The sequence below is a fragment of the Pseudomonas sp. GD03862 genome (genome assembly GCF_029840855.1).
Taxonomy (GTDB): domain Bacteria; phylum Pseudomonadota; class Gammaproteobacteria; order Pseudomonadales; family Pseudomonadaceae; genus Aquipseudomonas; species Aquipseudomonas alloputida.
Genome location: NZ_JAOCDI010000029.1, coordinates 1 through 24,913 on the forward strand (window position 1 = coordinate 1; position 24,913 = coordinate 24,913).

The 24,913-nt window shown below is 63.4% G+C and carries 28 protein-coding genes and 1 riboswitch; of the genes, 6 read left to right on the forward strand and 22 right to left on the reverse strand.

Annotated features, from left to right (window positions below; all coding sequences use genetic code 11):
* Positions 1-124: 124 nt before the first annotated feature.
* Entirely contained in the window at positions 125-544 is a 420-nt protein-coding gene (locus N5D53_RS18290; protein WP_014592081.1) for an SEL1-like repeat protein, read from the reverse strand.
* A gap of 950 nt (positions 545-1,494) precedes the next feature.
* Between N5D53_RS18290 and N5D53_RS18295 the strand changes: the two genes are divergently transcribed.
* From N5D53_RS18295 to N5D53_RS18305, 3 genes are all read left to right on the forward strand, one after another.
* On the forward strand, positions 1,495-1,719 hold the full coding sequence (locus N5D53_RS18295) for a hypothetical protein (protein WP_010952743.1): 225 nt from the start codon (positions 1,495-1,497) through the stop codon (positions 1,717-1,719).
* Between the two features lie 249 nt (positions 1,720-1,968).
* Positions 1,969-2,451 (forward strand): hypothetical protein, encoded by a 483-nt coding sequence (locus tag N5D53_RS18300; protein ID WP_003252489.1) that lies wholly within the window; start codon positions 1,969-1,971, stop codon positions 2,449-2,451.
* Between the two features lie 146 nt (positions 2,452-2,597).
* On the forward strand, positions 2,598-3,878 hold the full coding sequence (locus N5D53_RS18305; RefSeq protein ID WP_012053441.1) for an outer membrane protein transport protein: 1,281 nt from the start codon (positions 2,598-2,600) through the stop codon (positions 3,876-3,878).
* A 41-nt stretch (positions 3,879-3,919) separates the two neighbouring features.
* Here the strand turns inward: N5D53_RS18305 and N5D53_RS18310 are convergent, their stop codons facing one another.
* A complete protein-coding gene (locus tag N5D53_RS18310) occupies positions 3,920-4,849 on the reverse strand; it encodes a LysR family transcriptional regulator (protein WP_104962402.1) in 930 nt (309 codons plus the stop codon).
* Positions 4,850-4,962: 113 nt separating this feature from the next.
* Between N5D53_RS18310 and N5D53_RS18315 the strand changes: the two genes are divergently transcribed.
* Positions 4,963-5,223, forward strand: coding sequence for a DUF2798 domain-containing protein (locus tag N5D53_RS18315; RefSeq protein WP_070096274.1), 261 nt, complete (start codon positions 4,963-4,965; stop codon positions 5,221-5,223).
* Between the two features lie 143 nt (positions 5,224-5,366).
* Here N5D53_RS18315 and N5D53_RS18320 read toward each other — a convergent pair whose 3' ends face one another.
* From N5D53_RS18320 to N5D53_RS18415, 20 genes are all read right to left on the reverse strand, one after another.
* Positions 5,367-5,918 (reverse strand): glutathione peroxidase, encoded by a 552-nt coding sequence (locus tag N5D53_RS18320; protein WP_003252479.1) that lies wholly within the window; start codon positions 5,916-5,918, stop codon positions 5,367-5,369.
* 46 nt (positions 5,919-5,964) lie between these two features.
* Entirely contained in the window at positions 5,965-6,087 is a 123-nt protein-coding gene (locus tag N5D53_RS18325) for a hypothetical protein (RefSeq protein ID WP_010952738.1), read from the reverse strand.
* The gene (locus N5D53_RS18330; RefSeq protein ID WP_162497238.1) at positions 6,084-7,277 is read right to left on the reverse strand and encodes an MFS transporter; all 1,194 of its coding nucleotides are present in this window, start codon (positions 7,275-7,277) and stop codon (positions 6,084-6,086) included. Before N5D53_RS18330 ends, N5D53_RS18325 begins: the two co-directional genes overlap by 4 nt.
* Positions 7,278-7,348: 71 nt before the next feature.
* Positions 7,349-7,753, reverse strand: a complete 405-nt coding sequence (locus N5D53_RS18335) for a MarR family winged helix-turn-helix transcriptional regulator (RefSeq protein WP_014592088.1) — start codon at positions 7,751-7,753, stop codon at positions 7,349-7,351.
* Between the two features lie 62 nt (positions 7,754-7,815).
* Positions 7,816-8,931 carry a cellulase family glycosylhydrolase gene (locus tag N5D53_RS18340; protein WP_121162081.1) on the reverse strand — a complete coding sequence of 372 codons (1,116 nt, stop codon included), beginning with the start codon at positions 8,929-8,931 and terminating at the stop codon, positions 7,816-7,818.
* A gap of 226 nt (positions 8,932-9,157) precedes the next feature.
* Positions 9,158-9,880, reverse strand: a complete 723-nt coding sequence (locus tag N5D53_RS18345; protein ID WP_121162083.1) for an adenosylcobinamide-GDP ribazoletransferase — start codon at positions 9,878-9,880, stop codon at positions 9,158-9,160.
* Position 9,881: 1 nt separating this feature from the next.
* Positions 9,882-10,448 carry an alpha-ribazole phosphatase family protein gene (cobC, locus tag N5D53_RS18350; protein WP_060546111.1) on the reverse strand — a complete coding sequence of 189 codons (567 nt, stop codon included), beginning with the start codon at positions 10,446-10,448 and terminating at the stop codon, positions 9,882-9,884.
* Positions 10,445-11,500, reverse strand: a complete 1,056-nt coding sequence (cobT, locus tag N5D53_RS18355) for a nicotinate-nucleotide--dimethylbenzimidazole phosphoribosyltransferase (RefSeq protein WP_104962407.1) — start codon at positions 11,498-11,500, stop codon at positions 10,445-10,447. The genes cobC and cobT overlap by 4 nt, the downstream gene beginning before the upstream one ends.
* Positions 11,497-12,018 carry a bifunctional adenosylcobinamide kinase/adenosylcobinamide-phosphate guanylyltransferase gene (cobU, locus tag N5D53_RS18360; protein ID WP_003252463.1) on the reverse strand — a complete coding sequence of 174 codons (522 nt, stop codon included), beginning with the start codon at positions 12,016-12,018 and terminating at the stop codon, positions 11,497-11,499. Before cobU ends, cobT begins: the two co-directional genes overlap by 4 nt.
* A 1-nt stretch (position 12,019) precedes the next feature.
* Entirely contained in the window at positions 12,020-13,474 is a 1,455-nt protein-coding gene (locus N5D53_RS18365) for a cobyric acid synthase (protein ID WP_104962408.1), read from the reverse strand.
* On the reverse strand, positions 13,471-14,463 hold the full coding sequence (cobD, locus tag N5D53_RS18370) for a threonine-phosphate decarboxylase CobD (RefSeq protein ID WP_104962409.1): 993 nt from the start codon (positions 14,461-14,463) through the stop codon (positions 13,471-13,473). Before cobD ends, N5D53_RS18365 begins: the two co-directional genes overlap by 4 nt.
* Positions 14,456-15,364: an adenosylcobinamide-phosphate synthase CbiB gene (gene cbiB / locus N5D53_RS18375; protein ID WP_104962410.1), complete on the reverse strand. Its 909-nt coding sequence runs from the start codon at positions 15,362-15,364 to the stop codon at positions 14,456-14,458. Before cbiB ends, cobD begins: the two co-directional genes overlap by 8 nt.
* On the reverse strand, positions 15,361-16,011 hold the full coding sequence (gene bluB, locus N5D53_RS18380; RefSeq protein ID WP_104962411.1) for a 5,6-dimethylbenzimidazole synthase: 651 nt from the start codon (positions 16,009-16,011) through the stop codon (positions 15,361-15,363). Before bluB ends, cbiB begins: the two co-directional genes overlap by 4 nt.
* Positions 16,008-17,303, reverse strand: coding sequence for a cobyrinate a,c-diamide synthase (locus N5D53_RS18385; protein ID WP_190870046.1), 1,296 nt, complete (start codon positions 17,301-17,303; stop codon positions 16,008-16,010). Before N5D53_RS18385 ends, bluB begins: the two co-directional genes overlap by 4 nt.
* The gene (gene cobO / locus N5D53_RS18390; protein WP_003252448.1) at positions 17,300-17,911 is read right to left on the reverse strand and encodes a cob(I)yrinic acid a,c-diamide adenosyltransferase; all 612 of its coding nucleotides are present in this window, start codon (positions 17,909-17,911) and stop codon (positions 17,300-17,302) included. The genes N5D53_RS18385 and cobO overlap by 4 nt, the downstream gene beginning before the upstream one ends.
* A 119-nt stretch (positions 17,912-18,030) precedes the next feature.
* Positions 18,031-18,252, reverse strand: a riboswitch (cobalamin riboswitch).
* A 121-nt stretch (positions 18,253-18,373) separates the two neighbouring features.
* Positions 18,374-18,907 (reverse strand): C40 family peptidase, encoded by a 534-nt coding sequence (locus N5D53_RS18395; protein WP_104962413.1) that lies wholly within the window; start codon positions 18,905-18,907, stop codon positions 18,374-18,376.
* Positions 18,908-19,047: 140 nt separating this feature from the next.
* A complete protein-coding gene (locus N5D53_RS18400) occupies positions 19,048-19,686 on the reverse strand; it encodes an NlpC/P60 family protein (RefSeq protein ID WP_190870045.1) in 639 nt (212 codons plus the stop codon).
* Between the two features lie 127 nt (positions 19,687-19,813).
* Entirely contained in the window at positions 19,814-20,521 is a 708-nt protein-coding gene (gene hda / locus N5D53_RS18405; protein WP_003252443.1) for a DnaA regulatory inactivator Hda, read from the reverse strand.
* A gap of 198 nt (positions 20,522-20,719) precedes the next feature.
* Positions 20,720-21,793: an AI-2E family transporter gene (locus N5D53_RS18410; protein WP_010952723.1), complete on the reverse strand. Its 1,074-nt coding sequence runs from the start codon at positions 21,791-21,793 to the stop codon at positions 20,720-20,722.
* Positions 21,794-21,805: 12 nt separating this feature from the next.
* Positions 21,806-22,873, reverse strand: coding sequence for a DUF2066 domain-containing protein (locus tag N5D53_RS18415; protein WP_104962415.1), 1,068 nt, complete (start codon positions 22,871-22,873; stop codon positions 21,806-21,808).
* Between the two features lie 320 nt (positions 22,874-23,193).
* Between N5D53_RS18415 and purM the strand changes: the two genes are divergently transcribed.
* Both purM and purN read left to right on the forward strand, forming a co-directional pair.
* Positions 23,194-24,252, forward strand: coding sequence for a phosphoribosylformylglycinamidine cyclo-ligase (gene purM, locus N5D53_RS18420; RefSeq protein WP_003252437.1), 1,059 nt, complete (start codon positions 23,194-23,196; stop codon positions 24,250-24,252).
* Positions 24,252-24,905 carry a phosphoribosylglycinamide formyltransferase gene (gene purN / locus N5D53_RS18425; protein WP_014754253.1) on the forward strand — a complete coding sequence of 218 codons (654 nt, stop codon included), beginning with the start codon at positions 24,252-24,254 and terminating at the stop codon, positions 24,903-24,905. Before purM ends, purN begins: the two co-directional genes overlap by 1 nt.
* Positions 24,906-24,913 lie beyond the last annotated feature (8 nt).

The window sequence follows — 24,913 nt, forward strand, 5'->3', positions numbered from 1 at the left end:
GCCAATCCCCACCCGCCGTTCACCGTTGCCGCCGCCACCGTATTCGCGGGTAAACCCGCTCCTACCACGGTGGTGAACACACATCAGTGATTGCTCGCGAATGGGCCCGCGCAGGCAACAAGCCTCAGGCAGGAAACCACTGTCGCAGCAACCGCCGCGCTTCCTGCGATCCCTGCCCTGCCGCAAGCTCAAGCCAATAGCGCGCCTGCTCCGGCTCGTTGTGCTGACACAGCCGGGCGTACTCCAGCTGCGCCCGCCGATCCCCTGCGCGGGCAGCCTGACGCAGCAGCTCATGGCCTATACGCCGGTCACGGGCGTTGCCACAATCGCGGCACAGCATCTGCCCCAGGCGGCTCTGCGCCACAACCACACCTTGGCGCGCCGGCTGCTTCAACAAGCGCCCGGCCAGGTGCTTGACCTGAGGGTTGTCGCCCAAGCGCGGACTGTCGAGCAACCACAGGGCCACTTTCAGGGAAAAGCGTTTGGCGGGAGGTGCAAGTGTCGATGCAGCAGGGCTGGCGAGGTTTTTACCGCGAAACTTCATGAGCAACAGGTTTGGTAACTCGAAAGGCGCGCCACTCTACTCTTTTTTTTTCGCCCTGGCCTGTCGATTTCTGGAGGATTGAAAAAAAATTCCATGATCTTTTCTTGACGTTTTCAGGTGGATGACCAACCAGTCTGTTGGAGCATGGCAATTGTCGGACAGTCCATCCCATTGCTGGCACGCCCGTGCTAGAGCAAGCGCTCGGGACAATCCACAGTTCCTGTGGATAACTCGGTGGACAACCCCCTCTCACACCCCTCAAACCCCCGTGAATTGGGGGCTTTGGTCAAACTGACGATTTTTTCACCAGCTAAAAATAGTGTTTTTTTTCATTGACTTAACCACGCAGTCAAGGCATTGGCGAGGCTGCCGGGTGGTGTTACCAGACCGTTACAGGCGCTGCCCCGAATGTGAACAAGTGCACCATGAACCTCCATTTGGGTGCACGAAAAGGGCACATCGGCCGGCATTCGGGCCATTTTCCCCCTCTTCCCAGCAACGAAAATTCGCGCCATACTGCGCGGCTCACCTGAACAAACGTAGCGCTTGCCAAACATCTGCACTTCCGGTAAGGTGCCCCTCGTTAGTACCAAGCTGAAAGTCAATTCTGGCCGCAAGCGTCCTTGCAGACTCGCTCCCCCCAAGAGCGTCCCTGCTGAAACAAGGACCGGCCCATTCAATGATTCACTCGCCAGCCTTACGCTGCGCAAGCACGAATCACATGACAGATTGATCAGGATCCCACCTCGACGGCCTAGAACCTTGGCCCCGGCGTGCTGCCTGCCTTCCGAAGTACCTACCAGTCAGCCCAAGCGCCTACATTTGATTGCGCCCCCTCTGGCTGCCCTGTTCCAGTCAGGTTCGTTCGTCCCTTAATAAAGGCGTCACTGGAACGTTTCTATCATGCACGGATCATAACCCCCGTGTTTAAAGCAGGAACCTCCAACAATATGCAAACTCATCATCAGATTCAGGCTGCCATTGGCACCCTCTCCCAGGCCTTCTCGCCGTTGAAGTGCCTTATCGTTGCCCCACGCAAGGGCAGCTTCAGCTTTACCTTGGTAGACGAACACGGCGTTGCCTGCCACACAGAACGCCTGTACCACGAACAGTACAGCCGCCATGAACCGCTGCAGGCGGTGATCGCCCGGACGCGTCAGTCGCTCACCGCGTGACCGGCGAATACCGTGGTATTCAAGCGCTGAATCATCCGATCGCAAGACTGCCTGAACGCTCTGGGCGTAATTGCCTTAGGGCATATAGCCCGGAGCATCAGGCAGCAATCGATTTAAAAACAGCTCTTTACACCATGATTATCACACTACACTTCAACTCGAGCGGTGCTTTCCGCTCCCGGCGGGCCTGATCATTCACCAGCTGCCAAGCTCCAGCGCCCGTCCGGCCCTTACCTGCTCGAGGGCATCATGGGTATTGCGGCGAATGAATTGTGTCAGTATGTGATCCGACCCACCCTGGTCTACCTGAACCGTCACTGCGCCAGCGCCGAAGCCTTGCTCCTGGGTATCGCCGCCAGCCAGTCAGCACTCGGCTCAGCCCTGCACGACCGACGCGGGCACGGCCTCTACCGCATCGGCGAACATCGTCACCAGGCGCTCTGGGACGAATACCTGGCCCGTGACCCCGACCTCGCCAGCCTGGTCCGCGGCCTGGCCAGCCAGCACGCCTTCCTTGGTGGCCCGCACCTGGAGCTCACCGTCAACCTGCGCTATTCCACTGCCATTGCCTGGATGCTCATCGAAGAGCAGGCCACCCCATTGCCTGCGGCGGACGATCTGCTGGCACTGGCGCGTATCTGGCGACAGATTTTCAACCCCCAGGGTCGTCTGCGCGACTTCACCCATGCCTGGCATGCCTGCATAGATCAGAAATTGCCACAGGCATCTTGAGACGCGTCCTACAAGTAACCCGGAAAAAATGGAATTTTGGTCGGATTGTCCTACAAAACCGCTCTAACTCCTGCGATTGAGCCTATAGCGCAGCGCGTGATTTGTTGGTAGCTTTTCGCCCCGGAGACCCAAGGAGTTTTCTAATAATGAAAAAAGTAATGCTCAAAACCTCCCTCGGCGTAGCCGTTGCGCTTGCTTCCAGCCAACTGCTCGCCGCCGGGTTCGCGCTGAACGAACAAAGTATCAGCGGCATGGGAACCGGTTTTGCTGGGCGCTCGTCTTCTGCCGACGATGCCAGCACTGTGTATGGCAACCCGGCCGGCATGTCCCGCCTCAAGCGCGAACAATTCACCGTGGGCGGCGCTGCCGTCATCGCCAAGACCGACATATCGGGCCCAGGCAGCAACTTCGGGGGGGAAACCGATGGTGACATGGTGCCTCTCGTTGGCGTACCCATGGGCTACTACGTCAAGCCGATTGATGATCACTGGAGCGTTGGCTTCGGCGTTTACGTGCCATATGGCCTGATCACCGACTACGGTAGCGATGACGCTGCACGCTACTGGGGCAAGAAGAGCAAGGTCGAGGTTGTCACCTTCCAGCCAACCGTCAGCTACGCCTTCAACGACAAAGTGTCGATCGGTTTTGGCCCGACTATCAACCGTATCAAGGGTGAACTGGGTTCGAACCTGAGCAGCAAGGCCCTCCTGGGGCCCAATGGCCCTGATGGCGAGACCAAGATCAAGGGCGACGACACTGCGATCGGTTACAACATCGGCGTTCTGGTGCAAGCTACGGACCGTACCCGTCTGGGCCTGACCTATCACTCGATGGTCGACTACAAGCTTGAAGGCAATACCCGCGTTTCCTACCCGATTCCACAGCTTGGCCTGAACGGCAAGTTCGACGCCAGCCTGAAGATCAAGACGCCAGAGTCTGTGGACTTCTCGGTCACTCATGAACTGGATGACCATTGGACACTGTATGCGGGTAGCACCTGGACGCGCTGGAGCCGCCTGGAAAGCATCGTCGTCGAGAACGAAGCGCCGGCAGGCTACCCGTTGAAGACCATCACCGAAGAGCAGAACTGGCACGACACCTGGGCCCACGCCATTGGCGCGTCCTACAAGGTGAACAAGGAGTGGACCCTGCGCGCAGGCTTCTCCGTCGACCAGTCGCCCACCAACAACCATGATCGCTCGCCACGCATTCCGACTGGCGATCGTAAAGCGGTCAGCTTTGGTGCCGGCTGGAGCCCGAACGATGACATGACCATCGACGTTGCCTATTCGTATTTGTGGGAAGAGGATACCAAGGTCAACAACCTGCCAAGCTCGCAACAACAAGGGCTGTTGAAAGGCAGCTACCAGGCCAAGTACGAGAACAGCGCTCACGGTATCGGTGCATCCCTCACCTACCGCTTCTGATTCCTGTGCGTTACATGAAAACCGCCTTCGTGGCGGTTTTTTCATGCCTGCACTTGCCAGCTGTCGCCCAGGCATTCGCGCAGGTAGTCCATGAAAGCGCGCACCTTGGTGGTCATGGCAAAGCGATCGGCCAGGCACAGGTAGATGTCCATGGGCTCGGTCTGGGCGTAAGCCTGGCTGCTGTCGCAGTATTCGAACAGCGGCACCAACGCACCCGAGGCCAGGTGCGGTCGCACGATGAACTCGGCCAGACGGGTGATGCCACCATCGTGCAGGGCCATCTGGGTCAGGGCATCGATATCGTCGCTGATCAATACACTGCCGAACTCCGCTTCGAAGCGCAGGCCGTCCCGCATGAAGCCCCAGCGCAGGAAGCGGCCATCCACCGGATAGCGAAACACAAGGCAACGGTGCCCGCGCAAGGCCTCGGGCGTGGCAGGTACGCCAGCGCTCTGCAGGTAACCGGGTGAGGCACAACAAATGAACGGGATGCGGGCGATGCGCCGGGCCAGCAGCTGGTCTTCGAGCTGTGGGGCAATGCGCAAGCTCACGTCAACGTCTTCACGGGCATGGTTGACCCGACGATCAGTCGTTACCAACTCTATCGAAAGTAAAGGGTAGCGGGCACTGAAAGCAGGTATCAACGGCGCCAGCACATGGCGCCCAAAGGCAGAGGTCGAGGCAATGCACAGCCGCCCCTGAGGCTCGCTGTCGGGTGTTGTCACTGCCTGTTCGGCCAGGGCCAGATCACGCTCGATATGCTTTACACGCTCGTAATACTGGGCGCCAGAGGGCGTCAGGGCCATGCTGCGTGTGGTTCGGCTGAGCAGGCGTACTTGCAGGTGGCCTTCCAGCCGCGCCAGGTTCTGGCTGACGGCTGCCGGACTGAGGCCGAGGATACGGGCACCAGCAGCGATGCTACCGGCCTCGACCACCTTGATGAAGCAGCGAATGGCGTTGAGCAGGTCCATGGTGAGCGCTTGGATTCGTAAGAGTTTCTTTATAAAGAACTCAATGCTGCCGGTCTACAGCTGCAGGGGGCAGGTTGCTAATCTGCGCTTCCACTCAGCTTTCAGGAGTTCGCATGAGCAACCTGTCCCGATCGCGCAGTCGACGTAAATTGCACCCGGTCGCTACTCCCTACGTTTTCGCGTTCTACATGTCGTCGATCATGGCGCTGTTGATGTGCTTCGTGATCACGGCGGCCAATGCCGGGTTTACCCCTGAGTATCTGGGCAATGTGCTCAAGGCCTATCAGTTGGCGATGCCGGTGGCATTTGTGTGCGTGCTGGTGGTCCGGCCGGTGGTGGTGCGGTTGGTGGCGATTACCGTGCATGCACGGTGAAGTGACCCGCAGCCAGCCACTTCCTGTTTTTGATCTTGATCCCGCGACTTCAGGAGGACGGCGTAAGGCCTCCTGAAGTCGCAATCTGCGTCGCCTGAACTGCCTCGCGCTTAAAATCAAACGCCGCAGCAAGCGCAGCCTGGTTACTGCTGTGAGGCGATGGCCTTTTCGATAGCGGCGCGGAACGCGGGATCATCCGGTTTGGTCAGGCTGGAGAAGTTACCGATCACCTTGCCCTTGCGATCGACAACATACTTGTAGAAATTCCACTTCGGCGCACTGCTCTGGCTGGCCAGCTCCGCAAACAGCGGTATCGCATCCTTGCCCCGCACCGCCTGCGTCTTGGTCATGGTGAAGGTGACACCGTAGTTGGCATAGCAAACCTTGGCAGTCTTCTCACTGTCGGCGTCTTCCTGCTTGAAGTCATTGGACGGCACGCCGAGCATTTCCAGGCCTTGCTCGTGATACTCCTTGTAGGTCGCCTCGAGCCCCTCGAACTGCGGGGCAAAACCGCAATAACTGGCAGTATTCACCACCACGAGCGGCTTGCCGGCAAAGCGCTCGCAGAGGTCGACCTGCCCCTTACCGCGCAATTCCGGCAGGCTGCCCTGCAACAATGCCGGGCAATCTGCAGCCCAGCTCGATGTACTGGCAAGCAGGGCCAGCACCGGCACCGTCAACCAATGTGCACGCATGACTCGTTTCTCCCGCATGACAATCCTTGAGCTTGCAGGGTAGCGCCTAACACACACTCATGCCCAGTTGCATCAGCGCCATCCCACCCTGATGCCAGCCCCACCACACCAGTGCCAGCAGCAACAGGGCGGCAATAGCCAACAGGCCGCGTATCAGGTAGCGGTTCATACAGCCTGGGCCTGAAGGCGTGAAACCGGGCGTTCGCGCACCGGCCAGTTAAGGGCAGCGGCCAGCAGGCTGAGCAGGATGGAAATCTGCCAGACCAGGTCATAGCTACCGGTGCGGTCATACACTATCCCACCCAGCCAGCCCCCCAGGAACGCACCCAACTGATGGAACAGGAACACGATACCGCCCAGCATGGACAGGTTGCGCACCCCGAACACCGTGGCCACGGTCCCATTGGTCAGCGGTACCGTGGACAACCACAGAAGGCCCATGGCAATGCCGAACAGGTAAGCACTGAACTCGCTCACCGGCGCCCACAGGAACAGCACGATCACCACCGCACGCAGCAGGTACAACCCGGTCAGCAGGCGCGGCTTGGACATGCGCCCGCCCAACCAGCCAGCAGTGAAGGTACCGACGATGTTGAACAGGCCGACCAGCGCCAGCACTGTCGTACCGGTGGCCGCAGCCAGATGCTGGTCAACCAGGTAGGCCGGCAGGTGAACGCCAATGAATACGACCTGGAAGCCACAGACAAAAAAGCCCAGCGCCAGCAACCAGAAGCCGGAGTGCGTGCACGCCTCGCGCAGCGCCTGGCCCAGGGTCTGCTCGGCACCGTGACTGGGTAACGGGCGATCGCGCAGCAGACAGACGAAAGGCACGATGAACGCCACCAAAAGGCCCAGTACCAGCAACGCTGCCGACCAGCCCAGCCACTGAATCAGGCCTTGGGTGCCCGGCAACATGGCGAACTGGCCGAACGACCCGGCGGCGCTGGCGATCCCCATGGCCATGCTGCGCTTTTCGGCCGGCACTGCACGCCCGACCACACCGAGGATGACCGAGAACGACGTGCCGGACAGGCCGATGCCGATCAGCAAGCCCGCACTCAGCGACAACGACCAGGGCGAATCAGCCAAGCCCATCAAGATCAAGCCGACGGCATAGAGAATACCGCCGATGATGACCACCCGCGCCGCGCCAAGCCGGTCGGCCAAGGCGCCAGCGAACGGCTGCGCCAGGCCCCAGATCAGGTTCTGCAGGGCAATGGCGAAGGCAAACACTCCACGCCCCCAGCCAAAATCAGCACTCATCGGCCCCAGAAACAGGCCAAAGCCGTGCCGTACGCCCAGAGACAGCGCCAGTATCAAGGCCGCCCCCACCAACACCCATCCGCTGGTTCGCCACACCGAAGTCATTGTCGTTATCTCCAGCACATCGCAAGGTTTACGGGTATATACCCGCTTATAGTCGTATCAAATCAGGCCAGTTGTTCCAGCAGTCGCACCAGTTCATCCCGCTGCCCCACCCCGAGCCGTTCAACCAGCTCTTTCTGGGCCTGCTCCCAGGCCGGGTGGGCAACGTGCAGCAGTTGCTTACCCGCCGCGGTCAACAGCACCACGCGGTTACGCTGGTCGTCGCCCTCGCCCAGTGCTACCAGCCCATCCGCCTCCAGCACACGCAGGTTGCGGCCCAGGGTACTGCGCTCGAGCCCCATGGCTTCGGCCAGGGCTGTGATGCTGGGTCGGTCGAGCCGCTGCAGGTGCCGCAGCAGGGAAAACTGGGCGACATTGACCCCGAAGCCGGCAAGGGCTTCGTCGTAATGCCGGCTCACGCCGCGGGCGGCGCGACGCAGGTGGGTACAGATGCATTCACTGGTCAGCATGGATACGTGTATATACCCGCGTGCGGAGTGTTGCAAGAAGTTTCACGAAAGATTGAGAAGCGTCAGTCAGGGTTCAAGCGCCTGCGGATCGGCTCGAACTCAACCGTCGCCTTGCGCGCCAAGGGGTCCGGCGCGCCCTGCTCGACCGCCTGCCAGTAGCGCCACGGCACCTTCGCCGTGCCCAGCTCGTAGTCCATGCCATCCCAGTTGTCTTCACGGAAGCTATAGAATGCCCAGTGCAACCGGTTGCGATCCAGCACGACGAGTACATCTTCAAGGTACTGCCGACAACCCGGCAGCCTGCGCATGCAGCCAAACTCGCCCACCACCAGACGAGAAAGCGGTAGCCCCACGGCCTCGGCCCATGCCAGCGGCTGGCGCAAGTAGCCTTCAACTCGCCGCCCATCCCACAGCTGTGTCTGCCCGGCAAAAGATACGGGGCCTGGATAGGCGATGGGCTGTTTGCGCGCCATGTTCGGCGCACTGGTTGCGGCATAGGGCTCATACATGTGCACGCTGTACAGCACTCGCGGGTCCTCCAGCGGCGCCGGCCAGTAGCCGAACGCGTCTGCGCCTGCATACCAGCCGGCATCGACCATGATCGGCGTATCAACGTCTTCTTCGCGTATGGCCGCTATCAGTTGCCGGTACAGCAAGGGCAGATCGCGCGCACCGCCCTGCGCTTGCGCATACCACTGCTGCATCTGCCCGAGTTCGGCATGTTCAGCCAGGCCACCCTGTTTCTCCGGTGCTGGCTCATTGATCAGGTTGTAGGCCGCGATGGCCGGATGACTTTTCAGTTCGCGCGCCATATCTCGCCAGAACGCCGCAGCCTGGGACCAGTAACGTTTGTCTTGCCACAAGCGATCATCGAACTGGCCCTGGTTGTTTTGCGACCAGCGCATACCCGGTAGCGAGAGTGGCGCGATGACCACCTTGAGCCCCGCCTGGTGCGCCCGGTCGAGGGTGGCACGCAGCACCGCCAGGTCGGCGTCGGGCAGGCCTTCATAGGTATCGGCGCTGCCGAGGAGGAAATCACGTTTCACCGGTTGCCATTTGTCGTACGACAGCCGCACCCATGTGGCGCCGTACCCCCTCAGGGCATCGAAGTAGGCTTGATCGGGTGGCAGCCGGTTGAAGCTGTTGCCGCCGTGGCGTGGGGTGTCCCAGAACGCCATGAGATCTGCAGCAGTGGCTGGGAGGGTGGACAGGACCAATAGACTGGCAAAGATCCAGTGACGCACGGGAAGCCTACCTGATTGCTGGGGGGGAGGCTGAGGATACGCCGGCAAGGAAGAGGCAGGCGCTTCCGGACCGTTTCTGGAAGTTACTGCCCCTCCACACCTATGGCCTGCTGCGAAAGCACCGCAAAGCAGCCGCTAAAGCGCCGTCCAGATCAAGCGCTCAAAGCCCCAGCGCCAACCCGAGCACGACGGCCAGCTCCAGCAGCTCCAGCAACGCACCGGCGGTATCACCGGTGGTCCCGCCCAGGCGCCGGCACATCAGATGCCGCAACCAGGCAAACACCGCCAGCGCCAGCAGCACGCTCCATCCGCCCAGGAAGAGGCAGAACAGCCCACAAACCAGCAACACCCACCCCGCCGCGCACCGGGGCATATGTTCGGCCAACGCCTGGCCCAACCCGCCAGGTCGCACATAAGGTGTACAAAGGAACAGACCCAACATAGCCGCCCGCCCGATCAACGGCGCCAGCAGCAATTGCGCCCCGATGCCCTGCCCGACCAGCACCCACAATGCGCAGAACTTCAGCAACAACACCAAGACCAGGGTGACCACGGCAATCGGCCCGCTGCGCGGGTCTTTCATGATCCGCAAGGTGCGCTCACGGTCGCCGAAACCACCTAGCCAGGCGTCGGCACTGTCCGCCAGGCCATCCAGGTGCAAGGCACCACTGAGCAATACCCACAACGTCAGCAGCAAAGCCGCATGCAGCGGCGACGGCGTACCCTGTAGCAGATGACTGGCCAACCACAGCAGCAAGCCGAACAGCAGCCCGACCAGCGGGTAGTACAGCAGCGAACGCCCTACCTCACGCGGTGCCGGCATGCCCGGCAGGCTCACCGGCAGGCTGCTGAGAAACTGCAGGGCGATCCAGAACGGCAACATCTCAGGGCGCCTCGACCAGTTGCCCATCGCCACCCGGCACCAGCCGCATCAACGCGCCATGGCCAACCTCGACCTGCAGCAACTGCTCCCTGGGCAAGCCACGGGCACGGGCCAGTAACAGCCGCATCACGCCGCCATGGGTCACCAGCAGCACGCGCTTGCCGGCATGCTGAAGGCGCAAACGCTCGACAGCCGCCAGCACCCGTTCGGCAAACGCCTCGACCGGCTCGCCATTGGGCGGTGTGAAGGCGTAAGGGTCGGCCCAGAAACGGCCCAGTGCATCGGCCTGGTGCTCCATGATCTGCGCGGCACTTTGGCCCTCCCAATCACCGAAGTGCAGTTCCTGCAGGGCGGGCTCACGCTGCACAGGCAGGTTCAACTGCGCACCCAGCTCATCGGCAAAGCGCCCACAGCGTTGCAGCGGCGAGCTGACCAGCACCTGCCACGGGCCGGCGTCGGCCACGGCGCGGCGCATCTGCGCCCAGCCCTTGTCGGTCAAGGCATCATCAAGGCTGCCACGCAGGCCGCCCTGTTCCGTCTCACCATGGCGCAGCAAGTCGAGGATCATGCCGGGCGGTCCGCCACCGCGGCCTCGGCAAAGGTCGCCATCTGCCCATGCAGCGCACAGGCCAGGCGCAACAGCGGCACCGCCAGGGCAGCGCCACTGCCCTCACCCAGGCGCAAGCCCAAGGCCAGCAAGGGCTCGGCCTGCAGCGCAGCAAGCAAGGTTTTGTGCCCGGGCTCAGCCCCCTGGTGAGCGAACAACAGCCAGGCCCGACACTGCGGGTTGAGGCGCACTGCCACGAGCGCAGCGACACTGCAGATAAAGCCATCCACCAACACCGCGACACCCGCCTGCGCGCAACCGAGGTAGGCACCCGCCAACGCCGCGATCTCGAAACCGCCAACACAAGCCAGTGCCTGTAACGGGTCTTCAGCACGCAAGCCATGCAGGCACAGCGCCCTCTCGATGACTTCAGCCTTGTGCTGCACCCCGGCGTAGTCCAGGCCGGTACCAGGGCCGCTCAGCTCCGACGCCGGACACCCCAGCAGAACACTGGCCAAGGCTGCGGCGGCGGTGGTGTTACCGATGCCCATCTCGCCACCGATGAACAGCTGTGCGCCCTGTTCGGCGGCGCGCTGGGCACTGTCGCGACCAGCCTGCAAGGCCGCTTGCAGCTGGTTTTCGGTCATCGCGGGTTGACGGGCAAAGTTGGCAGTACCGGTGCCCAGGCGCAGATGACGCACGCCGGGCAGCTCCAACTGCGCGTCAATGGTGCCCAGGTCGACCACGTCCAGGCTGGCCTGCAGTTGCCGCGCCAGCACACTGATCGCCGCGCCCCCGCCGACGAAGTTGCGTAGCATCTGCCCGGTCACCGCCTGCGGGTAGGCCGAGATGCCCTCTTCGACCACGCCGTGGTCGCCGGCAAAAATGCTGATGGCTACCTGATCCAGCATTGGTCGTTCAAGCCCCTGCAGGCCAGCCAGCTGAATGGCCAGTTCTTCAAGTTGACCGAGCGAGCCAGCAGGTTTGGTCAGTTGCTGCTGCCGGGCGCGGGCCTGGTCCATGGCGGCGTTGTCGAGGGGTTGGCAGGCGTCACGCCACCAGGCTTGGGTCATAGTGCAGGTCCTTTGAGGATTAGGGGCAGGCCGGCCACGGTCAGCACTACACGCTGACAGCGTTCGGCCACGGCCTGGTGCAGCCAGCCGGCCAGGTCGACATAGCGCCGGGTCAGCTCGCCCATGGGCACGACGCCCAGGCCGGTTTCGTTACTGACCAGGATAAGGGTGCCAGGTAACTGTTCCAGGCATGCCAGCAGGGCATCACGCTCCTCGGCCAGGCGCTGGTCATCTTCCAGCATCAACAAATTGGTCAGCCACAGGGTCAGGCAATCCACCAGCAGGCAGCGCCCCTCGGCCGCTTCGGCGCGCAGTACCGCGGCCAGGGCCAAGGGCTCTTCGATCAACCCCCAGTCATCCGGCCGGCGCTGACGATGCAGCAACACGCGTTCGTTCATTTCGCCATCCAGCGGCTGGCTGGTGGCGATGTAGGTCACCGGCAAGCCGCTGGCGCTGGCCAGTTGTTCGGCCAGGCGGCTTTTGCCAGACCGGGCGCCGCCGAGAATCAGGTTACGCATGTCAGGCTACCCCACACAGTTGGCGCAAATGCGCGGTGTCCAGGTGCTTTTCCACCAGATCGGCCAGGCGCTCGATGTCGTGTTCGCGCAACGCTTCGTAGTCGATAACCTGCACATCCTCCAGCCCGGCCCAGCGCAATAGCGCGGCACACGACTGGCTGCCTTCGAACAGGCCATGCAGGTAGGTGGCGAGGATCTGGCCATCGGCACTGACAGCACCATCATGGCGGCCATCAGCCAGTTGGACCGCGGGTTGCGCCAGCGCAGGCCCCGTCGTAACGCCAGCATGAATTTCATAACCGGTTACCGTTGCCGCTTCAAGGCTCAGCGTGCCGGCCACATTGCGCAGTTGCTTCTCGGCTTCGAGCACCGTGGCATAGTCGAGCAGGCCGAGCCCCTGGCTTGAGCCTGCGGCTCCCTCCAGCCCCAGCGGGTCATGCACTTCCCGCCCCAGCATCTGCAGGCCACCGCAGATACCGATCAGCTTGCCGCCATAGCGCAGGTGCCGCTCGATGGCCTTGTCCCAACCGCGCTCGCGCAGTTGTGCCAGGTCGCCACGCACGCTCTTGGAGCCTGGCAAGATGATGAGGTCGGCAGCCGGAATCGGCTGGCCTGGGCCAATGAACTGCAAGTCCACCTGCGGGTGCAGGCGCAGCGGGTCGAAGTCGGTGTGGTTACTGATGCGCGGCAGCACTGGCACGATCACCTTTAGCACTCGCTCGTGCTTGACGCCTTGGCGCACATCGATGCCATCTTCGGCTTCCAGGTGCAGGTCGGTAACGTAAGGCAGGACGCCCAGTACCGGTTTGCCGGTGCGTTGTTCCAGCCAGTCCAGCCCTGGCTGCAGCAGAGCAATGTCGCCACGGAAGCGGTTGATGACAAAACCTTTGACCCGCGCCTGTTCAGTGGTCGACAGCAATTCCAGCGTGCCCACCAGGTGGGCGAACACACCACCGCGGTTGATGTCGGCCACCAGGATCACCGGGCAGTCCACCGCTTCGGCAAAGCCCATGTTGGCGATATCGCCGGCACGCAGGTTGATCTCTGCCGGCGACCCCGCCCCCTCGACCATGACCACCGGGTACGCGGCACTCAGGCGTTGATGAGACGCCAGCACCGCTTGCATGGCCGTGGTTTTATAGTCGTGGTAGGCCACTGCATTCATGCTGGTGACCGCCCGACCGTGGATGATGACCTGGGCGCCGGTATCGCTGTTGGGCTTGAGCAGCACCGGGTTCATGTCGGTGTGCGGTTGTAGCCGGCAGGCCTGGGCCTGCACCGCCTGGGCCCGGCCGATTTCACCACCATCAGCCGTCACCGCGCTGTTCAGCGCCATGTTCTGTGGTTTGAAGGGCACCACAGCGACGCCCTGGCGCAACAGCCAGCGGCACAACGCGGTCACCAGTGTGCTCTTGCCTGCGTCGGAGGTGGTGCCTTGCACCATGAGGGTCGTCATGCCGTTTCCTTCTGATAAGCCGCCAGGGCCTGGGCCAGGCGCTGTTCGTCCGCCGTGCAGGCAGGCAACCCCAGGCGCACTGCCGCTGGCTGTTCGAACAGCCGTACCAGGATGCCGCGCCGGGCGAGAAATTCATGCAGCCGCGCAGCATGCTCGCTACGCACGTACTGGAACAGGTCGCAGCCACCACTAGGCGCCAGGCCGGCACTGCGCAACACGTGCGCAAGCCGCTCGCTGGCAGCAGCACAGCGTTCGGCCTGCGCGCGCTGGGCAGTCTGATCAGACAGGCTGGCCTGGGCCAGCACCCGGGTCGGGCCGTTGACGGTCCAGGGTCCGAGCAGCTCGGCCAGGCGCAGCAGCAAGCTGTGTTCGGCGGCAACGAAGCCCAGGCGCACGCCGGCCAAGCCGAAGAACTTGCCAAACGAGCGCAGCACGATCAGTCCCGGGCGTTCGGCGCAGTCCACCACGCTGTCCGCCGGGGTGTTGTCCATGAATGCTTCGTCGACCAGCAGCCAGCCACCGCGGGCAGCCAGGCGAGCATGCCAAGCCAGCAGGCGTTCGCGCGACACCCGCTGGCCGGTCGGGTTGTTGGGGTTCACCAGCACCAGCACATCGAGGCCGTCGAGCGCAGCCTCGACTTGCGCTTCATCCAGCGCCAGCAGTTGATGCCCCGCCCGTTGCCAGGCATAGGGGTGTTCGGCATAGCACGGCGTCAGCACGCCTACTCGAGCGGCTGGACGTAGCAGTGGCAAGGCCTGGATCGCGGCCTGGGAGCCGGCTACCGGCAGCAACTGGCGGGCGCCGTAATACAAGCGCGCGGCGTCCTCCAGGCCGTCCTCGGTTTCCGGCAGGCGGGCCCAGGCGTCGACGGGAATCGGCGGGACAGAAAATGGCCAGGGCGCAATGCCGCTGGACAGGTCGAGCCACTGCTCACGGGGGATACCGTATTGCTGCACCGCGCGTAACAGGCGGCCACCATGTTCAAGCATTGATATAGGCCCCCAGGCAGATCACCAGCAGCCACAGCCACACGCCGCGCTGCACCAGCTGCCAGCCGCGCTCGATGGCATCGGCATCGGCCACTGGCCCCTCGCCCAGACGCGGCCGCTCATGCAGTTCGCCGTGGTACACCGCCGGGCCACCAAGCTCCACGCCCAGCGCGCCGGCGCCGGCAGCCATCACCGGCCCGGCGTTGGGGCTGTCCCACAGCGGGCCCTGCTTGCGCCAGCAGGCCAAGGCCAGACGGGTCTTGCCCAACAGAGCATAAGTCAGGGCCACCAGCCTTGCAGGTATGTAGTTGAGCACATCGTCGATGCGCGCCGCGCACCAGCCAAAGCGCTCGAAACGTTCGTTACGGTAGCCCCACATGGCATCCAGCGTGTTGCTCAGGCGGTACAGCACCACACCGGGCGCACCGGCCACCACAAACCAGAACAACGCGGCGAACACTGCGTCGCTGCCGTTCTCCAGCACCGACTCGGTCGCCGCTCGGGCCACCGCGGGCTCGTCCAGTTCGCGCGTTTCTCGGCTGACCAGGTAGCCAACCCGTCGCCGCGCCTCCGCCAGGTCGCCCTGGCGCAAGGCGCTGGCCACCGGCAGCACATGCTCGCCCAGGCTGCGCAGCCCCACGGCGCAGTAAAGCGCCAGCACGTCAACCAGCCAGCCAATATACGGCAGCCACGAAAGGACCAGCGCCACCAGGGTCAGCGGCACCACCGCCAGAAACCACGCGCTCACGCCGTGGCTGCGCCAGCCGCGCCCGCCCGCATTCAGGCGGCGCTCCAGGTTGCCGGCCATATTGCCGAACGCCACCAAGGGGTGACGGCGCTGTGGTTCGCCCAGCAAAGCGTCCAGGGCCACCCCGGCCACGGTCAGCAAGGCCACGCTCATTGACGCTCTCCCCATTGGTTTTCGTAAAGCATTTCACTCAGGGGCCGCTCTTCGGCCCAGCTTTCCTGCACCAACATCGGCACCGGATAGAACTCGGCGACCGGCCCAAGGCACAGTACCGCCACCGGCTTGGCCCCGGCGGGCATGCCCAGCAGCGCGGCCAACGCCTGCGGGTCGAACAGCGACACCCAGCCCATGCCCAGCCCTTCGCCACGCGCGGCCAGCCACAGGTTCTGGATGGCACAGGCCAGCGAGGCCAGGTCCATCTCCGGCAGGGTGCGGCGGCCGAAGATGTGTGGCTCGCGGTTGTCCATCAAGGCCGCCACCAGCAGCTCGGCACAATCGTTTATGCCCTCCACCTTCAACTTCATGAAGGCATCGGATCGCTCGCCCAACGCCTCGGCCGTGCGTACCCGCTCCGCTTCCACCAAGGCCTGGATGCGCCCGCGCAGGTCACGCTGGGTGATGCGGATAAAGCGCCACGGCTGCATTAGCCCGACACTGGGCGCCTGATGTGCGGCGGCCAGCAAGCGGCCAAGCAGTTCGGGCGCCACCTGGCCACCCGCAAAATGGCGCATGTCGCGGCGCTCGCCGATGACCCGGTAAATGGCGGCGCGCTCGGCGTCGCTGTAGGCGTGATCATTCATGGTCGCAACAGCGCCGCCGCCGCATCCGGGCAGGAAGGGAAATAGAAGTGCACGTAAGAGGCCGTCAGCCGGCCCAGACGATAAACCGCCTCGTTGCCACGCCCGCCGTTGGGGCTCAGACCCCGGGCGATCGGTTCCAGCGCAGTACTGGTCAGCGAATGGTGATAGGTGTGACCGCGCAAGGTCCCCTCCGGCAGTTCCACCGCCTGCAGCGCCAGGGCAGCCAGGCGCTTCTGCATGGTCGCCTCACCCGGCAGCAGGCCGAGCAGTTCGGCACGTTCACCGGCCACGTCAGTCAGAGCATCAAGCAGGTACAGCATGCCGCCGCACTCGGCCAGCAATGGCTTGCCCTGCGCGTGGTGGGCGCGGATCGCCTCGCACATCGGTGCGTTGGCGGCCAGCGCATGGTGATACAGCTCAGGATAACCACCCGGCAGATACAGGCTGTCTACCGCCGGCAGTTCGTGGTCGTGCAGCGGCGAGAAGAACACCAGCTGGGCACCCAGGTTGCGCAACAGGTCGAGGTTAGCGCCATAGATGAAGGCGAACGCCTCGTCCCGCGCCACGCCAATGCGCACACCGGCCAGCGAGGCAACGCTGGCTTGCGGTTCCGGCTCGGCAAAGCTGACTGGCGGCGGCAACGCCGCATCGCAACTGGCGCCCAGCGCTTCGGCGGCAGCGTCCAGGCGGGTGTCCAGGTCATTCAGCTCGCTGGCCTGCACCAGGCCCAGGTGGCGGCTGGGCAGCTCGATGCCGCGCTCGCGGGACAAGCCGCCATACCAGCGCAAGCCCTCGGTCAGGCTGCCTTCGAGCAGTTGCGCATGACGCAGGCTGCCTACCCGATTGGCCAGCACGCCGGCGAACGGCAGATCGGCCTGGTACCGCGCCAGGCCCAGGGCCAGGGCGCCGAAGGTCTGGGCCATGGCTGTGCCGTCGATCACCGCCAGCACCGGCACGCCAAAGTGGCGCGCCAGGTCGGCGCTTGACGGGGTACCGTCGAACAGCCCCATCACCCCTTCGATGAGGATCAGGTCAGCCTCGCCAGCAGCTTCCCACAGCAGACGACGGCTTTCCTCCGCACCGATCATCCACAGGTCCAGCTGATACACCGGCGCGCCACTGGCCCGTTCGAGAATCATCGGGTCAAGAAAGTCGGGCCCGCATTTGAACACCCGCACCTTGCGCCCGAGGTTGCGGTGCAGGCGGGCCAGCGCAGCAGTGACGGTAGTCTTGCCCTGGCCAGAGGCCGGCGCCGCGATCAACACGGCGGGGCAGTGCCGCGATCGACTCACAGTTCGACGCCTTTCTGTGCGCGGATACCGGCCTGGAAGGCGTGCTTGAGCATGCCCATTTCGGTCACGGTGTCGGCCAGTTCGATCATCTCGGGCTTCGCAGCGCGGCCAGTGACAATCACATGCTGCATGGGCGGGCGGGCCTGAATGTCGGACAGTACCTGGTCCAGGTCGAGGTAACCATGTTTGAGGGCGATGTTGAGCTCGTCCAGCACCACGAACTGTACACCTGGGTCCTGCAGCAACTGGCGCGACACCGCCCAGGCGGCTTGCGCAGCAGCGATGTCACGCTGGCGGTCCTGGGTTTCCCAGGTAAAGCCCTCGCCCATCACGTGGTAGCGCACCTGTTCGGGGAAGCGACGGAAGAACAGCTCCTCGCCGGTGCTGTTGCGGCCCTTGATGAACTGCACCACACCGCATTGCATGCCGTGGCCCAAGGCGCGCGCGAGCATGCCGAAGGCCGAACTGCTCTTGCCCTTGCCATTGCCGGTCAGCACCAGCAGCAGGCCGCATTCGTTAGGGGAATTGGCGATGCGTTCGTCGATGACCGCCTTCTTGCGCTGCATGCGCGCCAGGTGGCGTTCGTCGCGTTCGGTGGAATCGCTCATCAGGGTTCTCCGCTGGCTGGCACCACGGCAATGCGCGGCGACAGGTAATAGGCAGGCAAACGGAGAACGCGCAGAGGCCATGGCTGGGCGCCACGGTGCACCGCGCATCACCCTCCGTGATGCCGTTGGCAGTATCAGGCCGGTCTCCGGGCTTGTGAGTGGGCCTTGGCCCTGGCCTGCGCGCCTTCCCGGATGCTGGCATCCAGTGGCCCTGCGCGGCCTTTTACTCATCCACCGTTGCGGGGGCAGCGCCGGAATCGCGCCATGCTGGCGCCCACCGGCTTCCCAGTTTCACCCTGCCCAGTCGGGGCTGGCAGGGCACCTGAAACACGCCGCGAAGGTTAGAGGGTTGCACCGGGAGCGTCAATCGAAGCGGGTGGTCTGGCGGGTGAGCAAAACACCTTGAATCCAGGCAGCCGGTATCGGCCCCGAGCTCGAGGGGCCGCTAAACAGGCATGGATATCAAGGGTTCTGTGCCAGATGCCCTTGCGGAATCACCCGCTTGGCCTGCAGGTAGGCCTTGGCCCAGTAGCTGTTCGACAGGTAGTCCAGGCGCACGGTGCCACCGGTGGAAGGTGCATGCACGAAGCGCCCGTCCCCGACATAGATGCCGGCATGGCTGACCTGCGAGCCGCCACTGGTGGCGAAGAACACCAGGTCACCGGACTGCAGCGAACTGGCATCCACCGTGGGTGCGCGCATGACGATCATCTCTCGCGTCGAGCGCGGCAGGCTGATGCCAGCAGCATCACGGTACACATACTTGATCAGGCCGCTGCAGTCGAAGCCGGAGTCCGGGGTATTGCCCCCCCAACGATAGGGCGTGCCAACCAGACCAATGGCGCGAATCAGCACGTCATCGGCAATCGGTGAAGGATTGGGCTGGCTATAGGTAACCTGCGGCTGTACCACAGGGGCCGGCGCAGGCGCACGGCTGGAGCATGCAGCCAGCAAGGCTGCCAAGGAGAGAAATGCGAAGCGCGCCATCTTTATCATGGCCAGAACATCCTGTCTGAGACCGCTGCGCTGCAGCCGAAAAGAGTTGAGAATTTAGATTAGACGCTTTCTGTAAATGCGCACGGCGGTGTGCTTTTTTTCAAAGCATCACCGCCGCGGCAGGGTACATCATTTTGATATCAGTTGCGCGCGATGTTGGTCGGCGCCATGGCCAAGGCGCGCTTGGCTTCAATGAAGGTCTTGCTCCAGTAACGATCACCGAGGCTGTCGATGCGCACACCACCACTGCGGCGGCTGCTGGAGTGGATGAACTGGTTGTCACCCAGGTAGATGCCGGCATGGCTTACCCGGCCGCGGCCATTGGTGCTGAAGAACAGCAAGTCACCTGGCTTGAGTTTGTTGCGGGCCACTTTCGGCGCATCGACGTTGATCATTTCACGCGTGGAGCGCGGCAGCGTCATGCCCGCCTCTTCGCGGAACAGGTAACCGATGAAGCCACTGCAGTCGAAGCCGGACTTTTCCGAGGTACCACCAAAGCGGTAGCGGGTGCCGATCAACGACATGCCGCGCTCGAGAATGCTGTCAGCCAGAACCGGCAATTGGTAAGGCTTGCTGCCGGAGAAAGACGCCAGGTCATCTTCGGTGGCCAGCTCTTCCGGCTCGCCGAATACCGACGAGGAAGAGGCCTTGGCCTTGACAGCCGATTGTGCAGTGATCGGGGTGTGATCCTGGGGCTGAGATACCGGGCCTTGGGCCGCGCAGCCAAAAAGCAGGGTCACGAGTGCGAGTGGCACGAGGGGTGCGAAGCGCTTCAGCATGGGCACGACCGTGTCTGTAATCCTTTAGAAGGGTGAAACTATGCCCTCTATCATGGCCATTTGCAAATTTTATCGAAAAAGATGTGACTTTTTTGTTTTACCGCTCTGGCCCAGGGTTTTCAGGGGGTTACCAGCCGAGGGTTTCCTTGAGAAAAGGGATGGTGAGCTTGCGTTGTGCCTGCAGCGACGCCTGATCGAGGCGCTCGAGCAAGTCGAACAACGCGCTCATGCTCCGCGCGCCGCGGGTGAGGATGAAATGGCCGACTTCGTCGGTCAGGTGCAGGCCACGGCGCGAAGCTCGCAGCTGCAAGGCGCGCAGCTTGTCTTCGTCGGACAGGCCGCGCATCTGGAACACCAGGGCCAGGGTCAACCGCGACTTCAGGTCCGGCAGCTTGATCGGCAGCTCACGCGGTGATGCCGAGGCAGCCAGCAGCAAGCGTCGGCCGCTGTCGCGCAGGCGGTTGAACAGGTGGAACATGGCCTCTTCCCAATCCGCCTTGCCGGCGATCACATGCAGATCGTCGATGCACACCAGTTCGTACTGGGCCAGGTAGTCGAGCAGTTCCACGCCACGGTCGAGCAATTGCGCCAGCGGCAGGTAGACAGCGGGCTCGCCACGTTGCTGGAAGCGATGGGTGGCGGCCTGCAGCAGGTGGGAACGGCCAACACCCTGCTTGCCCCACAGGTAGATAAGGCTCTCGGTCCAGCCGGCGTCGGCTTCGCATAGCCGCTCGACGTAACCCAATGCCGCAGCATTGGCGCCCGGATAGTAGTTGATGAAGGTGGCGTCATCGCGCAGGCGCACACCCAGGGGCAACTGGATCGGTGGTTTCATGCTCGCGGGCGGTCGACGGGACCGCTGGGGGCCTTTGGTGAACAATCTGCAAAGTCTATACCCGCAACGCGGGGCGCACAATCTCGACTGCAGATAGGGCAAGCAAAATCAACAAGTTGCGCTGCACAAGCGAGCGCCGCATGCAGGACGAACCATGCTCAGCGCCCGCGAAACAGCTCAAAACGAAACACGGGGCGTTCAAAGCTCCGGGTCGATATTCCCGGCGTACATATCCGATTCCTTGTACAGGTCATGCACATGCCGCAGCAGCACCATGATCACCGCCGCCACCGGCAGCGCCAGCAGCACACCGGTGAAGCCGAACAGTTCACCACCGGCGAGGATGGCAAAGATCACCGCAACCGGATGCAGGCCGATGCGATCGCCCACCAGCAGAGGGGTCAGCACCATACCCTCCAGCGCCTGCCCGACCATGAACACCGCAACGATGCCCAGCATCGGATACAGGTCGCCACCGAACTGGAACAGGCCGGCCACCAGCGCGGCACCAATGCCAATGATGAAGCCCATGTACGGCACGATGGCCGCAAGGCCTGCAAGCATGCCGATCAGCAGACCGAGTTCGAGCCCCACCAGCATCAGGCCGGCTGAATAGATGACGCCCAGGGCCAGCATCACCATCAGTTGCCCGCGCACGAATGCCCCCAGCACTTCATGGCATTCACCTGCCAGGCCCATCACTTGCGGCTCGCGCTGGCGCGGCAGCAGGCCGCGCAGCTTGCCCATCATCAAGTCCCAATCGCGCAGCAGATAAAAGCCCACTACCGGGATCAGCACCATGTTGGCCAACCAGGCCACCAACGCCAGGCTTGAGGCAGTGGCCTGGGACAGCAGCATGCCGACGATATCGGTGGTCTGCCCCATGTGCGCGCCGATGGCGGCCTTGATCTTGTCGAATTTCCAGAAACCATCGGCCAGGCCAAGGCGGCCCTGTACCCACGGCAGCGCAACATGCTCCAGCCAGTCGAGCATTTGCGGCGCCAACTCGTACAGGCGCACCAACTGCTTGGCCAGCATCGGCACAAGCACCAGCAACAACGCCAACAGCAACAGGGTGAACAGGCCGAACACCACCACCACACCCCAGGTACGCGAAAGCCCCAGGCGCTCGAGACGATCGACCAGCGGGTCGGCCAGGTAGGCCAGCATGATGCCGACCAGGAACGGCGTAAGAATATTGTGCAGGCTATAAAGCAGCACAGCGATCAGCAGTGCAGCGCCCAGCCAGATCCAGCGACGCATGTCAGTCACGGCAAGCGCCCCTTACCAGCGAAAACGCAAGCCGTCGAACGGCTTGGGTGCTGGCTGCGCAGGCGCGGGCTGCGCGGCTGCGGCATCCACTGCCGGTGCTGGCATGGCCGGCACCGCCGGTGCCTGCTCGACCGGCACTTCCTGCAGTTTGGCCAGGCCAAGCTGGGCACGTAGCTGTTCACGATTGCCCGTAACCCCGTAGGTCAGGGTAGTGCCTTCAGCCGCCTGCAAGCGTGGGCCATAGGGCTCCAGCACGCGGGCCAGTTCGGCATAGCGCTGCAGGTTCATGCCCTGCACTTGCACCTGCAACTGGCTGCTGGCACCCGGCCGGGTAACGTAGCGCGGCGCCAGGCGGCTGCTTACCGCCATCATCACCGCGTCAGCCAAGGCGGCCTGGTCGGCGCCCTCGGCAGTGCCCTGCTCACGCTGGTCGCCCAGCCACAGCTGCCACTTGCCCTGCCACTTGCCGTCGGCTTCCTGGGCATGTACCGCCAGCAAGGCATCGGCGCCGTAGCGCTCGGAAGCTTCGCGCAGTGGCGCTGGATCGTTGCCTTCGATCTGCTTGGCATTGGCGACCAGCTGCTCCTGCAAGTCGGCCAGCGGCAAGCGCAACGGCAGACCACGGTGCTGGGCGGCGCGGCGCAGGGGTTGGGCACTGGCCTGGCCATCACCGACCAGGTTGCTGCCCTCGACCGTGTCGTTCAACCACCACCCCAGTATCGAGGGCCGGTTACTGCCCCACAGCGCCAGGCCAGCCTTGCGCAAGGCCCGCTCGGTGCTACCTGGGTCGAACTCGACCACTACCGACTCGGGCGGGCCGGCTTCGCTGCCCACCTGGTTGATGATTTGCTGTGGGTCCTTGCGCAGCTCGGCCAATGCAGGGCTCTGCACGGCCTTTGGGTCACCGGTCAGACGCTGCACCAACGTGTCCAGGGCTTTGACTGTGGCCGCGGTACGGGCTTCGGCGCCCGGCCCGGTGACCGGCTCGCGCACCTGATAAAGGCCGGAGACATTTTCAGCCAGGGCAGTGGCCGAGATCAGGGCCAGGCAACCGGCTGCCAGAATATTGAACAAACGCATGGAGGATTCCTGTCCAGTCGAGCTTCAAGCCGTAAGCTTCAAGCTGCAAGAAAAAGCAGGCCGAGCGCCGGGCTGCATTGTCGTGCAGCGTAAAGCTCGTTGCTTGCAGCTTATACACATGCAACCGCATCAACCACCCTCCAGCTTTTTTCAACAATTACCGCCCTGCCCGTCGGCCTGAGGATGGCCGCTGCCCGGCAACCCTGATAAAATCGCGCGCCTTCACAGACCACTGACGTTTCAGACCGCCGCCGCTTATCAGCCGGCCTTGGCCGTCATGGTCGTTTTTAAGAATCCCTCCCTCCTAAAGGCCTGGATCAATGAGCAAGCAACCCTCCCTGAGCTACAAGGACGCCGGTGTAGACATCGACGCCGGCGAAGCACTGGTCGAACGCATCAAGGGCGTGGCAAAACGCACCGCACGCCCTGAAGTCATGGGTGGCCTGGGCGGCTTCGGCGCCCTCTGCGAGATCCCGGCCGGCTACAAGCAGCCGGTGCTGGTCTCCGGCACCGACGGCGTCGGCACCAAGCTGCGCCTGGCGCTGAACCTGAACAAGCACGACAGCATCGGCCAGGACCTGGTCGCCATGTGCGTCAACGACCTGGTCGTGTGCGGCGCCGAGCCGCTGTTCTTCCTCGACTACTACGCCACTGGCAAGCTGAACGTTGACGTGGCCGCCACCGTGGTCACCGGCATCGGCGCCGGTTGCGAACTGGCCGGCTGCTCGCTGGTCGGTGGTGAAACCGCCGAAATGCCTGGCATGTACGAAGGCGAAGACTACGACCTGGCCGGTTTCTGCGTAGGCGTGGTGGAAAAGGCCGAAATCATCGACGGCTCCAAGGTTGCCACCGGTGACGCGCTGATCGCCCTGCCGTCCTCGGGCCCGCACTCCAACGGCTACTCGCTGATCCGCAAGATCCTCGAAGTGTCGGCTACCGACATCGAGAACACCCAGCTGGACGGCAAGCCGCTGACCGACCTGCTGATGGCGCCGACCCGCATCTACGTCAAACCGCTGCTGCAGCTGATCAAGAACACCGGCGCAGTCAAGGCCATGGCCCACATCACCGGCGGCGGCCTACTGGACAACATCCCGCGCGTACTGCCGAAAAACGCCCAGGCCGTGGTTGACGTAGCCAGCTGGCAGCGCCCGGCGGTGTTCGACTTCCTGCAGGAAAAAGGCAACGTCGACGAGCACGAAATGCACCGCGTACTGAACTGCGGCGTGGGCATGGTCATCTGCGTGGCCCAGGACCAGGTCGAAGCCGCCCTGAACGAACTGCGCGCCGCCGGTGAGCAACCGTGGGTAATCGGCCACATCGCCGAAGCCGCCGAAGGCGCTGCCCAGGTCGAGCTGCAGAACCTCAAGGCACACTGATGCCGAGCAAGACCTGCAATGTAGTGGTACTGCTGTCGGGCTCCGGCAGCAACCTGCAAGCCCTGATCGACAGCTGCCAAGGGCAGGACAGCCCGGTGCGTATCCGCGCGGTGGTTTCCAACCGCGCCGATGCCTACGGCCTGCAACGCGCCGCAGCGGCCGGCATCGACAGCGTCGTGCTCGACCACACCCAGTTCGACGGCCGTGAAGCCTTCGATGCCGCGCTGATGGCGCGCATCGACGGCTTTGCCCCGGACCTGGTCGTGCTGGCCGGTTTCATGCGCATCCTCAGTGGCGGCTTCGTGCGCCACTATCAGGGCCGCCTGCTCAACATCCACCCGTCGCTGCTGCCCAAGTACAAGGGCCTGCATACGCATCGCCGGGCATTGGAAGCTGGCGACGCCGAGCATGGCTGCAGCGTACACTTCGTGACTGAGGAACTCGATGGCGGCCCACTGGTCGTACAGGCTGTGGTACCGGTGGCGTCTGATGACACCGTCGAAAGCCTGGCACAGCGGGTACACCATCAGGAACACCTGATCTACCCACTGGCGGTGCGCTGGTTCGCTGAAGGGCGCTTGCGTCTTGGCGAACAGGGTGCATTACTGGACGGCCAGCCACTGGCGGCCAGCGGTCACTTGATTCGATCCTAGGAGAATTT